Below are 12060 nucleotides of genomic sequence, written 5' to 3' on the forward strand. Positions count from 1 at the left end.
ATGATTTGATCGGGCCATGAATGCTAGCCTTGAGCCAGCTAGCACTCGGTTCCCGGGCCATTTGTACTAAACCTTGTCAGAACGGTCTTCAAAGGCGAGCATATGTCATCCGCTTTGTTACAAAACCCATGGACGAATAAAGATTGCCGCCTGGCCATTACGGAGAACAATGAGCACTGAACTAGCGCCTCCCCAGGCCACCGCGTCGCAAACGCTGCCGCTGGTTTCAATCGTGGCGCCTTGCTATAACGCCGAGAAGTACCTGGAAGAGGCCATTCACAGCATCTTCGCGCAGGATTACCCGAACTACGAAGTCATCGTGGTCGACGACGGCTCGACCGACAACAGCCTTGCCATGCTCCGGCAGTTGCAGCAGACCTATGACTTCCAGCTCTATTCCCAGGCGAACCAAGGCGTCAGCGCCGCACTCAACCATGGCCTGAAATACGCCAGGGGCGCGTATGTGTCGACGCCGGACCTCGATGACGTGATGTTGCCGCACTCGTTGCGCGTGCGCGCCGACTACCTCGACCATCATCCCGAGACGGGGTGTGTCGGCGCGCTGATCATCTACATGAACAGCAACGGCCAGGCCATCAAGGAACAACGCCGCACCACCACCCGGGTCTACACCTTCGACGACATCCTGCGCGAGGCCGTGGTGATTGGCGCGCCAACGGCGCTGTACCGCATGAGCGCCCTGCGCAGCGCCGACTTCTATGACCCGTTGCTGCGGGTCCAGGACTTCCAGATCACCCTGCGCATCGCGCACCAGGGCTATGAAGTCCACGAGTTGCCCGTCACGGTCACGCGTTATCGACGCCACCCCGACAACCTGTCGCGAAAGTACAAGTTGATGCTCGAAGCGGACCTGGCGGCCATCGCCCCCTATCGTGATCATCCCGAGTACGAATCAGCCCGCATCGTGCTGATTCACAAGGCACTGAAGTACGCCGTGGTGGAAGACAAGAAAGACGCCTGGAAACTGCTGCGCAGCATTCCATGGCGTCACTGGAACAAGACCAGCCTGCGGCGTTTCCGGCGGCTGCTGCTGTCACGCTCGACCGTGAGGTCCGGTTCGTGAAGTTTTTGCAGAAGCTCAAGGAACGCAGGACCCGCAAGTACCTCAAGCGCCTGGAAAAGCTCGAAAGGGCCCCGGAGAAAATCCGCCTGCGCTACCCCCGGTATCAAGTCGGCGTCGGCACTTATGGCATCCCCGAGGTGACCGAGTTCGGCGACGACACGGTGCTCAAGATCGGCGCCTACACCTCCATCGCCAACGGTGTGAAGATCCTTCTGGGGGGTGGGCATCGCATGGACTGGGTCAGTACGTTTCCTTTCCCACTGATGATCGACGAGGCCAGGCACATTCCCGGCAGCAACCCGACCAAGGGCGACGTGGTGATTGGCAGCGACTGCTGGATCTGCGCCGAAACGATGATTCTCTCCGGCGTGACCATCGGCCACGGCGCTGTCGTGGCCGCCGGTGCCGTAGTGACGCGTGATGTCGAGCCCTACGCCGTTGTCGGCGGCAACCCTTGCCGGTTCATCCGCTGGCGCTTCGAGGAACCGGTGCGCCAGGCCCTGCTGGCGTCAGCCTGGTGGGAGTGGCCACTGGAGGAGGTCAAGGCCATCTCGCCCTTGCTGTGCAGCGACGACCTCGAAGCATTCCTGGACTACGCCCGCCGACGCCAGGCCTGATGGGCAGATCACCCCGGGCATGAACCCGGGGCATTCAGCGGCTCAATGCATTTCGGTGAAGGCCAGTTTCACGCCAATGGCAACGAGCACCGCGCCCATGGTGCGGTCGAACCAGTGGCCCATGCGCGCGAAACCGGCACGCACCCGTTGCTGGCTGAACAACATGGCCACCAGACAGAACCACACCGCGGTCGCGACCGCCAGGTACACGCCATAGCCGGCCTGGACCGCCAGCGGCGTGTGCGGGTTGATCACCACGGTGAACAGCGACAGGAAGAACAGCGTGGCCTTGGGGTTCAGGCCATTGGTGATGAAGCCTGCGGTAAACGCCCCGCGAGCGCTGCGCTCGCCGACTTCCTTGTGCAGGTTTTCTGCGGTGGGCTTGGCCGGTTTCGCCCGCAGCGCCTTGAAGCCGATGTACAGCAGGTACGCGGCGGCGGCCCATTTGAGCGCGTTGAACAGCACGATCGATTGCGACACGATCAGGCCGATGCCCAGCAACGAGTAGCCCACGTGCAGGAAGATCGCCGTGCCCACGCCCAGGGCCGTCCAGGTCCCGGCACGCCGGCCATGGGTCACGCTTTCGCGCACCACCACGGCAAAGTCCGGCCCGGGACTGGCGACGGCCAGCAGGTGGATCAGAGCGACGGTGAGAAACTCGGTGAGGTACATGGGGGCTCCTTGGCTAACTCAATCTCGAAATGAACATCTACTTTATGGCGAGTGTGATCCGTGGCGAGGGGATTTATCCCCGTTGGACTGCGCAGCAGTCCCAAAAAAGCTTCAGATATGACTTTTGTCTGACACACCTAGCGTTCAGGTTTCAGGGCTGCTTCGCAGCCCAACGGGGATAAATCCCCTCGCCACAAAGGGACTTCATGAGCCCTACACCGAGCGAGGTCGCGGCCACACCACATCTGATAGGCTCGCCACATTACGCCTTCGGTTCCAGACATAAAAGGTACAGCTGATGACAAACACCGCCCGCGCCGTTTTCCTCGATCACCCGTCCCTGGACCTCGGCGACCTGGACCTGGAGCCGCTGCGCAACTGCTTCGACACGTTGCAGTTGTTCGCCCGCACCTCGCCGGAGCAGGTGGCCGAACGGCTCAAGGGCGCCACCGTGGCGATCACCAACAAAGTGGTGATCGACGCGGCCGCGATGGCCGCCAACCCCGGATTGAAGCTGATCCTGATCAGCGCCACCGGCACCAACAATGTCGACCTGATGGCTGCCCGCAACCATGGCATCACCGTGTGCAATTGCCAGGGCTACGGCACGCCGTCGGTGGCCCAACACACGATCATGCTGTTGCTGAACCTGGCGACACGATTGGCCGACTACCAGAAAGCGGTTGGTGCAGGACGCTGGCAGCAGGCTTCGCAGTTCTGCCTGCTGGACTACCCGATCGTCGAGCTGCAAGGCAAGACCCTGGGTCTGCTGGGCCACGGTGAACTGGGCAGCGCCGTCGGGCGGCTGGCCGAAGCTTTCGGCATGCGGGTACTGCTGGGGCAGATTCCCGGACGCCCGGCCCGTCCAGACCGCCTGGCGCTTGACCAGTTGCTGCCGCAGGTCGATGCCCTGACCCTGCACTGCCCGCTCAACGAACACACGCGAAACCTTATCGGAGCCCGCGAACTGGCCCAACTCAAACCCGGCGCCTTCGTGATCAACACTGCCCGCGGTGGCCTGATCGACGAACAGGCCCTGGCCGAGGCGCTGCGCAGCGGCCACCTGGGCGGTGCCGCTACCGACGTGCTGAGCGTGGAGCCGCCTAGCCAGGGCAACCCCCTGCTGGCGAGCGACATCCCGCGCTTGATTGTCACCCCGCACAATGCCTGGGGCAGCCGCGAGGCGCGGCAGCGGATCGTTGGGCAAATGTGCGAAAACGCCCAGGGCTTTTTCAGCGGTACAGCGCGACGGGTCGTCAGTTGATAAACTGCCGCACTTTTTTTCAAGGAGCAGACCATGGACCCGCGCAGTGAAGTACTGCTTCGTCAGGCCGAGTTATTCCAGGGCTCGGTGCTGCTGGCCGGCTTGCCCGCCGACGACCTGCTCGGCCGCCTGCCCGACGCCCACGGCTGGTGCTGGCACGCTGGCGATCAGGCAGCGCTGGACGCGCGTTTCCCACAGCGCAGCCACTTTGGCGTCACCGTGCCCGAACGCGGGTTCGACACTGCCGTGGTGTTCCTGCCCAAGGCCAAGGACCTCACCGACTACATCCTCAACGCCGTGGCGGCGCGCCTGGCCGGCCGCGAGGTGTACCTGGTCGGGGAAAAACGCAGCGGCATCGAAGGCGCGTCCAAGCAGCTCAACCCCTTTGGCAAGCCGCGCAAGCTCGACAGCGCGCGGCATTGCCAGTTGTGGCAGGTCACCGTGGCCAACGCCCCCGAGGCCAAGCCTCTGGAAAGCCTGGCCCAGACCTACGAATTGCCCCTGGCCGAAGGCCCGCTGACCGTCGTCAGCCTGCCCGGCGTGTTCAGCCACGGTCGCCTGGATCGCGGCAGTGCACTACTGCTCGAACACCTGGACAAACTGCCCGGCGGCCATTTGCTGGACTTCGGCTGCGGCGCCGGCGTGCTGGGAGCCGTGGTCAAACGACGTTATCCGCACAACACCGTCACAATGCTGGACGTGGACGCCTTCGCCGCCGCCAGCAGTCGCCTGACCCTGGCGGCCAACGGCCTGGACGCCGAGGTGCTGACCGGTGACGGGATCGACGCTGCACCGATGGGCTTGAACGCGATCCTGAGCAACCCGCCATTCCATGTCGGCGTGCACACCGATTACTTCGCCACGGAAAACCTGCTGCGAAAAGCCGCGAAACACCTGAAAAACGGCGGCGAACTGCGACTGGTCGCCAACAGTTTCCTCAAGTACCAGCCACTGATCGAAGAGCACTTGGGTGCCTGCTCGATCAAGGCTGAGGGCCAAGGGTTTCGCATCTACCAGGCCAGGCGCGGCTGAGGCTTTTTGGAAAACAACGCTTGCCCTATCGGATTTGCCTAGGCAGAATCCGCTCCGTCCTAGGGGAGTAGTCTCCCGCGAGCGCCCTGCTCGCCCGGCATACGTCAACACACTTGGTCAGCAGACCATGGCGTATGCGGCCCAAGCGTCCACGCAGATGGTCGCTGGGTTTGACAAGACCTATGACACGCACACCTTACCCGGGGCGGGAAGGCTGTACGTGTCATAGCCGTGTCGACCCGCCCCTTTAGGAACTACCTGATGCTGGACTCATTTCTCGTACCTACCGCCATCGTTGCGTTGGCCGAAATCGGCGACAAGACGCAATTGCTCGCGCTCATCCTCGCGGCACGCTTTCGCAAACCCTGGCCGATCATCGCCGGCATCATCGCGGCAACGCTCGCCAACCATGCGGCCGCCGGGGCCGTGGGGGCCTGGGTGGGCAGTATCTTCTCGGATGCGGTCTTGCACTGGATCCTGGCGGCCAGTTTCGCGGCCACGGCGCTGTGGACCCTGGTCCCGGACAAGCTGGACGACGAGGAAACCACCACCGCCCGCACGTTCGGCCCATTCCTGACCACGCTGATCGCGTTCTTCCTGGCGGAAATTGGTGACAAGACGCAGATCGCCACGGTAATGCTCGCTGCGCAGTACCCGGAGCTGTGGCTGGTGATCATCGGGACCACCCTGGGCATGCTGATTGCCAACGTGCCGGTGGTACTGGCCGGCAACTTCGCGGCCGAGAAACTGCCCCTGAACCTGATCCGCCGCCTGGCCGCCTCGGCCTTCTTCGTCCTGGCGGTTGTCGCGGTGTACAAGGCGATGCAGAGCAGCGGGTGGGTTTAAAGAGGCGTTGTGGCGAGGGAGCTTGCTCCCGATCGGCTGCGCAGCAGTCGCCAGTTGGGCCTGCTGCGCAGTCCAGCGGGAGCAAACTCCCTCGCCACAAAAGCACATCAGCGCATCGCGCGGGTTACTTCTTGGCCTGTTGGTAAAGCGGCATCACCTTCGGAATGGCCGCCTGCAACGAAGCGATCCGGCTGCTAGATGCCGGGTGCGTGCTCATGAACTCCGGCGGCGCGCCTTCCGAGGCCTTGCTCATCTTGTTCCACAAGGTGATCGCGGCGTTCGGGTTGTAACCGGCGCGGGCGGCGAGTTCAAGGCCGATCAGGTCGGCTTCGTTCTCGTTGGCGCGACTGTTGGGCAAGGTCATGCCATAGTTGGCCACGGTGTCGGCCAGCGCCAGGCTGTCCTGGCCCAGGCCGAACAAGGCACCGGCGCCCTGCTTGGCCATCTCGATGCCGTAGGCCTTGGACATCGCCTCACGACCGTGCTCGCGCAGGGCGTGGGCGATTTCATGGCCCATGACCGCAGCGATTTCATCGTCGGTCAGTTGCAGCGAATCGATCAGCCCGGTGTAGAAGATGATCTTGCCGCCAGGCCCGCAGTTGGCGTTGAGCTCGTCGCTCTTGATCAGGTTCACTTCCCACTTCCATTGCGCCGAGTCCGGACGGAACACCGGCGCCTGGGCGATCAGTCGGCTGGCAATGGCCTGCACGCGCTTGGCTTCATTGCTGGTCTTGTCCAACGCACCCTGGGTGCTCGCCTCGCCCACTGTCTTCTGGTAGGACTGGGCATACATCTGGTTGACCTCGTCGGTCGACAACATGCTGAACATGTACTGCTTGCGCTCCACGCCCACGGCTCCGCCGCTGGTGGTATTCACCGATTGGCAACCGGCGAGCAGAAGGCCCGCGCCCAGTACACTCACCATCAATGTCTTGTGCATATAAGAAGCTCCCTGGAAACGTGGGCGTATCCTAGGCGGTGATTTGTATCGGCGCCAGATACATCACGACGGATTACAATTTTTCGCACAGCACCCCACCCTGTCCATTTGCGACACTCACCCCTCCAAAACAGTCATCCGACGAACAGCGCCTTATGCCGGGGCGGCCAAACGCCGATACAGGTTCCAGACGTCATCCTGCGTCCGGAGCCTTTATGAAATTCAAATCGATCCAGTTTTCCGTGGCGGCCCTGGCGGGTGCCATCGTTCTCAGCGTGGTCGGCGCCCTGGTGCTGTACGCGTTGTTTGCGGGTGCCCGCACCCAGGAGATGGTGCAACAGCGGACCAAGGCGCAATTCGAACAGCTCATCGAACAGCGCCTCAGCGCCCTGGCCCGAACCCAGGCCAGTCTGATCCAACGGGAACTGGAGGCGCCGCTGCAACTGGCCAAGGGCCTTGCCACCACCAACGCACTGATGGGCATGAAGGGCGCGGACGGTAACCCGTCCTTGAAGATGCCCCGCGAGCAGATGATCAGCCTGCTGCGCGAAACCGTGGTGCGCAATCCCAAGGTCTTGGGCGCCTACATCGCCTGGGAACCGAACGCCATCGATCACGACGACGCCAACTACGCGAACAGCCAGGTGGTGGGCATGGAAACCAACGGGCGCTTCCTGCCCTGGTGGTTTCGCAACCAGGACGGCACCCTCGGCCTGGAAAAACTCGCCGACGTGACCGACCAGAAACTGCTCTCCACCGGCATCCGCGCCAGTGAGTACTACCTGTGCTCCCAGGACAGCCGCAAGGCCTGCGTGATCGACCCGGCGCCCTACCGGGTTGGCGACACCATGACCATGCTCGCCTCGTTCATCGAACCGATTCTCATCGACGGCAAGTTCCAGGGCATTGTCGGGGCCGACCTGTCGGTGAACTTCATCCAGGACATGCTCGTGGCCGCCGACGGCAAGCTGTACGACGGCGCCGGGGAAATGGCCCTGCTCTCGAGCAACAACCGCTTCGTGGCCTTCACCAAGGACCCGAGCAAGCTCGGAGAGAAAGCCAGCGACCTGCTCGACGCCAGCGAACTGGACAACCTGGGCAAGCTCGGCAACGGCGAAGTGCGCTACGACGTCGATGAAGAACACGGGCATATCGAGGTGTACATGCCATTCGGCATTGGCGAAACCAACGCGCGTTGGACGCTGATGCTGCAACTGCCGCTGAACGCGGTGATGGCCGACCTGCAAGCGTTGCAGAACGACCTCGACCACCAGCGCCAGGCGGATATTTTCGGCATGGCGATGGTGGGCCTGGTGATCGCCGGGATCGGCTTGCTGGTGATCTGGCTGGTGGGCCATGGCATTGCCCGACCGCTCAAGCAAATGGTGGCGATGCTCGATGACATCGCTCAGGGCGAAGGCGACCTGACCCGTCGCCTGGTGAGCGACCGCGCCGATGAGCTGGGCTCGATCGCCAAGGGCTTCAACACCTTCCTGAGCAAGTTGCAGGGGATGATCACCCAGGTGGTGACCTCGGTGCAGAGCGTCAGCGATTCGTCGGAACACACCGCCGACATCGCCATCCGCACCAACCAGGGCGTGCACAAGCAAATGTCGGAGATCGACCAGGTGGCCACCGCCGTACAGGAAATGACCGCCACCGCCCAGGACGTGGCCCGCAATGCGACCCAGGCCGCGCAGGCCGCCAGCCACGCCGACCAGGCCGCCAGCCAGGGCATGCAGATTGTCCAGGACACCTCCACGGCCATTGGGGCCCTGGCAACGGAAATCGGCAAGGCCGTAAGCGTGGTGCAGGCCCTGGCCAAGGACAGCGAGAACATCAACGCGATCCTCACCGCCATTCGCGGGATCGCCGAGCAGACCAACCTGCTCGCCCTCAACGCGGCCATCGAGGCGGCCCGTGCCGGTGAACAGGGACGCGGCTTCGCCGTGGTGGCCGATGAGGTGCGTAACCTGGCACAGAAGACGCAACAGGCCACCGAAGAAATCCAGGCGATGATCCAACAGTTGCAACAAGGCACCCGGGATGTGGTGCGGGTGATGGAAGACAGCCAGCACCGTACCGATGAAAGCGTGCAGCACGCGGCGAAGGCGGCCCAGGCCCTGGAGACGATCACCCAGGCGGTGTCGGTGATCAACGACATGAACACCCAGATCGCCAGCGCCGCGGAGGAACAGAGCGCCGTGGCCGATGACATCAACCGCAATGTGATCAACATCGGCCAGGTGGCGAATGAAGTCGCAAGCGGCGCGGACGAGTCCAGCGCCGCCAGCGCCGGGCTGACCAAACTGGCGGAGCAGCAGCGACGCTTGATCAATCAGTTCAGGGTTTAACAGAAAGCCCCTGTGGGAGCGGGCTTGCCCGCGAATGCGTTGGCTCAGCTTGCAAAGATGTTGGATGTACCGGCCCCTTCGCGGGCAAGCCCGCTCCCACAGTCATTCGGTTGGCCGCAGGATTAGTGTTCGCCACAAACCATTGTGGGAGCGGGCTTGCCCGCGAAGGCGAGGTGTCAGGCGATACTTCTTTGCCTGTTAGACCGCTTTCGCGGGCAAGCCCGCTCCCACAGTCATTCGGGTTGGCCGCAGGATTAACGTTCGCCACAACCCCTTGTGAAGAGGCCAGCCAATACACCAATGCCCTCAAGCCGGCGTCAGGCACTCCGGCCCATTGAGCTTCGGGTCATTGACCATGTTGGCCAGCACCCGCTCGCGCAAGGCGGCCGGTTCGCTGGCCAGCAGCCCTTGCAAGGCATGCAATGGCGTCTCGGGGTCTAGCCACTGGCGCTGGCCTTCTTCGTCCAGAATCAGTGGCCGGCGCTGCCCCGCCGCCGGCTGGGTGATGACCGCCGTGCTCAGCCACACTTGCTCCTGCACCGGATACGCCTCCCAGATCGCGGCGAAGAACAACGACGACCCTTCGCCCGGGGTCAACCAGTACGGGCGCTTGCGCGTGCCGCCGCGCCATTCATAAAAGCCGTTGGCCGGCAGCAGGCAACGCCGCAGGCGCAAGGCCTCGCGGAACATCGGTTGCTCGGCCACGGTTTCGGCCCGGGCATGGGCCGGGGTGCGGGACAGGTCGGTCAGCCACGGCGGCGTCAGCCCCCAGCGTGCCCGGGCCAGTTCCCGCTGGCCGTCGGCGCCGACACGCAGCATCAGCACCGAATCGTTGGGCGATATATTCCATTGGGCCTTCTGGTCGGCCGGAAAGCCGGGCAAGGCCGCGAAAGCGGGGTTCCAGCGAAACAGGGCATAACGTCCACACATGGGGCAACACAACTCTTGATCAAACGGCCGCCAGCCTAACAGACCAGCGTGCCGGGGTAGCTCTGCGGCTCATCGCCGGGCACGGGCATCGCCGCATTGTACGCAACGATCAACTCACGGGCGTATTGCGCCTGCTCGTCCTCCACCGCCAGCCCCAGCAAGCCTTGCATCGGCAACTCACCGACGCCGCCCACCAGGTCGCGGCCCACCAGATGCGCGGTGATGCCCTCGCTGGCGAGCATGCCTTGCAGCAGCTCGCCCTCCATCAGGTTTTCCAGCTCGTAGATGCGTTGCATGGGCGCGCCCCTCAGTCGTTTTCGGCGTGGACCTCAAGATGCCATTCCTCGCCATGCACCTGCAGGACAAAGGTGACCGGCCGACAACAGACCTGACAGTCCTCGATGTAGTTCTGGTCCCCACCCGACAGGTCCACGGACGTCTCGATCTCTTCACCACAATAGGGGCAATCATAAAGAGCAGTTTCCAGCATCGCGGGTCTCCCAGGTGACTTGTGCGTATAATCGCCGGTCTGTTTGCAGGGCTATTTTCGCCTGGCTTGTCTGCCAGGCCGTGCCCCATCGTTTTTTGAGCGAACCTTTACTTACCCTAGCCGTTTCCAACAAGAGAGCATGATGGGCGAATTCGATGCCATCCGACCTTACGACGACAGTGAAGTCCCAGCGGTGCTGGCACGGCTGCTCGGCGACAAGGCGTTTCTAGATATCCTCACCCACTTCCGCTTCCCGCGCCTGGCCGGCGCATTAGGCTGGATGCTCAAACCCCTTATAGCGCAAAGATTGCGTCGTGAGTTCGCCGGTGTGAGCTCCGTCGCCACTTTGCAGGACAAGGTAGAGTTCTACGTCGACCACACCATCGAGCGCGCCACCGACGGCGTGACCTATACCGGCGTGGAGCAATTCAAGTCCGGCAGCGCCTACCTGTTCATCGCCAACCACCGCGACATCGTGATGGACCCGGCCTTCGTCAACTACGCCGTGTACCACGCCGGCCTGCCGACACCGCGCATCGCCATTGGCGACAACCTGCTGCAAAAACCGTTCGTCAGCGACCTGATGCGCCTGAACAAGAGCTTCATCGTGCACCGCTCCCTCACCGGACGCCGGGAAAAACTGGCGGCCTACCAGTTGCTGTCGGCCTACATCAACCACTCGATCCGCAACGACTGCGCCTCGATCTGGATCGCCCAGGCCGAAGGCCGGGCCAAGGACGGCGACGACCGCACCGAGTCGGCGATCCTCAAGATGTTCCACATGAGCCGCAAGGACGAGCCGTTCGGCGAAGTAATCCAGTCGCTGAACCTCACGCCGGTGTCCATCAGCTACGAATACGACCCGTGCGACCAGGCCAAGGCCCGCGAGCTGTACATCCGCGCCACCACCGGCACCTACACCAAGGCGCCCGGCGAGGACGACGTGAGCATTGCCAAGGGCATCACCGGCTACAAGGGCCGGGTGCATGTGAACTTTGCCACGCCCATCACCGAATATTTCGAGGACACCAAGCAATTGGCCGTGGAAATGGACCGGCAGATTCTCGGCGGCTATCGGTTGTTCCCGGTGCACTACCTGGCCTACGCCCAATGGGCTGACGCCGACCCGCAATTGCAGGTGCCGACGGCGGCCGAGGTGTTTGGTGCCGAGGAACTGGCCAAGGCCGAGCAAGAGTGGCAACGCCGACTGGACGCTTGCCCGGCGGATTACCGACCGTTCCTGGTGCTGCAATACGCGACGCCGGTGCGCAATCAGTATCGGGTCAAGGCGGGGTTGGCGTTGTAAGGCGGAGCGTGTCTCGACCTCAGGAGAAGCGCCATACCTGTGGCGAGGGGATTTATCCCCGCTGGGCTGCGCAGCAGCCCCCAGGATTGTTTGCTTATCCAAGCCTGGCGAGTGCTCCGCACTCGAACGGGGATAAATCCCCTCGCCACAGACAACGCCTACATCAATAACCTGATCAGTGAATCTGCGTGCTGATCCACGACACCAGCAACGCCAGCGCCAGGCAACCGAAACCGAACCGGTAGAAGAACCGGTTCATGCGCTGGGTCGCCAGGTCCAGCAGCGCCTCGAAGCGCTCCTCACCGTTTCCGCTGCGTGCTTGCAGGCAGGCTCGGGCCCGCTGCTCACGGCGGCGCGTCGCATGCAGCACCCAACCGCCCGGGCAGGCGAACAGCAACGCGAGCAGGTTGATCAGTTTGGCGGGGTGGGCAGCGAACAGCGAAAACAGATGCAGCGACATCACGAACCTCAAGCGGAAATACGGACAGGACACGTCCGGGACCTACGAACAGGGCGCGGATTCTA

Annotated in this window: 13 protein-coding genes and 1 riboswitch; of the genes, 7 read left to right on the forward strand and 6 right to left on the reverse strand. The window is 63.0% G+C overall.

The genetic code is table 11. The annotated features are described in order from the left end of the window. Positions 1 to 169: 169 nt before the first annotated feature. Positions 170 to 1084 (forward strand): glycosyltransferase family 2 protein, encoded by a 915-nt coding sequence (locus V5F23_RS23165; RefSeq protein WP_042730747.1) that lies wholly within the window; start codon positions 170 to 172, stop codon positions 1082 to 1084. Then, positions 1081 to 1701 (forward strand): CatB-related O-acetyltransferase, encoded by a 621-nt coding sequence (locus V5F23_RS23170; RefSeq protein WP_042730746.1) that lies wholly within the window; start codon positions 1081 to 1083, stop codon positions 1699 to 1701. The genes V5F23_RS23165 and V5F23_RS23170 overlap by 4 nt, the downstream gene beginning before the upstream one ends. A gap of 42 nt (positions 1702 to 1743) precedes the next feature. On the opposite strand, the gene V5F23_RS23175 is transcribed toward V5F23_RS23170, so the two are convergent. Further along, entirely contained in the window at positions 1744 to 2373 is a 630-nt protein-coding gene (locus tag V5F23_RS23175) for a LysE family transporter (RefSeq protein WP_042730745.1), read from the reverse strand. 298 nt (positions 2374 to 2671) lie between these two features. Here V5F23_RS23175 and V5F23_RS23180 point away from each other — a divergent pair, with 298 nt between their 5' ends. From V5F23_RS23180 to V5F23_RS23190, 3 genes are all read left to right on the forward strand, one after another. Then, on the forward strand, positions 2672 to 3637 hold the full coding sequence (locus V5F23_RS23180) for a 2-hydroxyacid dehydrogenase (RefSeq protein WP_123579880.1): 966 nt from the start codon (positions 2672 to 2674) through the stop codon (positions 3635 to 3637). 33 nt (positions 3638 to 3670) lie between these two features. Continuing rightward, on the forward strand, positions 3671 to 4669 hold the full coding sequence (locus V5F23_RS23185; protein WP_042730743.1) for a class I SAM-dependent methyltransferase: 999 nt from the start codon (positions 3671 to 3673) through the stop codon (positions 4667 to 4669). 50 nt (positions 4670 to 4719) lie between these two features. Next, positions 4720 to 4840: riboswitch (yybP-ykoY riboswitch) on the forward strand. A gap of 90 nt (positions 4841 to 4930) precedes the next feature. Continuing rightward, positions 4931 to 5515, forward strand: a complete 585-nt coding sequence (locus V5F23_RS23190) for a TMEM165/GDT1 family protein (RefSeq protein ID WP_042730742.1) — start codon at positions 4931 to 4933, stop codon at positions 5513 to 5515. A 124-nt stretch (positions 5516 to 5639) separates the two neighbouring features. Here the strand turns inward: V5F23_RS23190 and V5F23_RS23195 are convergent, their stop codons facing one another. Beyond that, on the reverse strand, positions 5640 to 6455 hold the full coding sequence (locus V5F23_RS23195; RefSeq protein WP_042732196.1) for a M48 family metallopeptidase: 816 nt from the start codon (positions 6453 to 6455) through the stop codon (positions 5640 to 5642). A 215-nt stretch (positions 6456 to 6670) separates the two neighbouring features. Here V5F23_RS23195 and V5F23_RS23200 point away from each other — a divergent pair, with 215 nt between their 5' ends. Further along, complete coding sequence (locus V5F23_RS23200) at positions 6671 to 8809, forward strand: methyl-accepting chemotaxis protein (protein ID WP_338496711.1); 2139 nt, start codon at positions 6671 to 6673, stop codon at positions 8807 to 8809. 306 nt (positions 8810 to 9115) lie between these two features. Here the strand turns inward: V5F23_RS23200 and V5F23_RS23205 are convergent, their stop codons facing one another. From V5F23_RS23205 to V5F23_RS23215, 3 genes are read right to left on the reverse strand one after another with little or no spacing between them, the layout of a single operon-like run. After that, entirely contained in the window at positions 9116 to 9739 is a 624-nt protein-coding gene (locus V5F23_RS23205) for an SOS response-associated peptidase (RefSeq protein WP_042732194.1), read from the reverse strand. Positions 9740 to 9774: 35 nt separating this feature from the next. Next, complete coding sequence (locus V5F23_RS23210) at positions 9775 to 10035, reverse strand: DUF2007 domain-containing protein (protein ID WP_042732193.1); 261 nt, start codon at positions 10033 to 10035, stop codon at positions 9775 to 9777. An 11-nt stretch (positions 10036 to 10046) separates the two neighbouring features. After that, positions 10047 to 10229 (reverse strand): CPXCG motif-containing cysteine-rich protein, encoded by a 183-nt coding sequence (locus tag V5F23_RS23215; RefSeq protein ID WP_047735957.1) that lies wholly within the window; start codon positions 10227 to 10229, stop codon positions 10047 to 10049. Between the two features lie 139 nt (positions 10230 to 10368). On the opposite strand from V5F23_RS23215, the gene V5F23_RS23220 reads away from it, so the two are divergent. Then, complete coding sequence (locus V5F23_RS23220) at positions 10369 to 11535, forward strand: 1-acyl-sn-glycerol-3-phosphate acyltransferase (RefSeq protein WP_053147695.1); 1167 nt, start codon at positions 10369 to 10371, stop codon at positions 11533 to 11535. 175 nt (positions 11536 to 11710) lie between these two features. Here V5F23_RS23220 and V5F23_RS23225 read toward each other — a convergent pair whose 3' ends face one another. Beyond that, positions 11711 to 11995, reverse strand: coding sequence for a hypothetical protein (locus V5F23_RS23225; protein ID WP_042732190.1), 285 nt, complete (start codon positions 11993 to 11995; stop codon positions 11711 to 11713). Between the last annotated feature and the right edge of the window lie 65 nt (positions 11996 to 12060).

This window comes from Pseudomonas sp. WP18 (assembly GCF_036689585.1).
In the GTDB taxonomy this organism is placed as follows: Bacteria; Pseudomonadota; Gammaproteobacteria; order Pseudomonadales; family Pseudomonadaceae; genus Aquipseudomonas; species Aquipseudomonas chlororaphis_E.

What these genes read in the sequence shown, in the direction of transcription:
- V5F23_RS23175 (WP_042730745.1), bottom strand. Translation starts at nt 2,373, where the DNA reads ATGTACCTCACCGAGTTTCTCACCGTCGCTCTGATCCACCTGCTGGCC.
- V5F23_RS23210 (WP_042732193.1), bottom strand. Translation starts at nt 10,035, where the DNA reads ATGCAACGCATCTACGAGCTGGAAAACCTGATGGAGGGCGAGCTGCTG.
- V5F23_RS23190 (WP_042730742.1), top strand. Translation starts at nt 4,931, where the DNA reads ATGCTGGACTCATTTCTCGTACCTACCGCCATCGTTGCGTTGGCCGAA.
- V5F23_RS23225 (WP_042732190.1), bottom strand. Translation starts at nt 11,995, where the DNA reads ATGTCGCTGCATCTGTTTTCGCTGTTCGCTGCCCACCCCGCCAAACTG.
- V5F23_RS23195 (WP_042732196.1), bottom strand. Translation starts at nt 6,455, where the DNA reads ATGCACAAGACATTGATGGTGAGTGTACTGGGCGCGGGCCTTCTGCTC.
- V5F23_RS23215 (WP_047735957.1), bottom strand. Translation starts at nt 10,229, where the DNA reads ATGCTGGAAACTGCTCTTTATGATTGCCCCTATTGTGGTGAAGAGATC.
- V5F23_RS23220 (WP_053147695.1), top strand. Translation starts at nt 10,369, where the DNA reads ATGATGGGCGAATTCGATGCCATCCGACCTTACGACGACAGTGAAGTC.
- V5F23_RS23205 (WP_042732194.1), bottom strand. Translation starts at nt 9,739, where the DNA reads ATGTGTGGACGTTATGCCCTGTTTCGCTGGAACCCCGCTTTCGCGGCC.
- V5F23_RS23185 (WP_042730743.1), top strand. Translation starts at nt 3,671, where the DNA reads ATGGACCCGCGCAGTGAAGTACTGCTTCGTCAGGCCGAGTTATTCCAG.
- V5F23_RS23180 (WP_123579880.1), top strand. Translation starts at nt 2,672, where the DNA reads ATGACAAACACCGCCCGCGCCGTTTTCCTCGATCACCCGTCCCTGGAC.
- V5F23_RS23165 (WP_042730747.1), top strand. Translation starts at nt 170, where the DNA reads ATGAGCACTGAACTAGCGCCTCCCCAGGCCACCGCGTCGCAAACGCTG.
- V5F23_RS23200 (WP_338496711.1), top strand. Translation starts at nt 6,671, where the DNA reads ATGAAATTCAAATCGATCCAGTTTTCCGTGGCGGCCCTGGCGGGTGCC.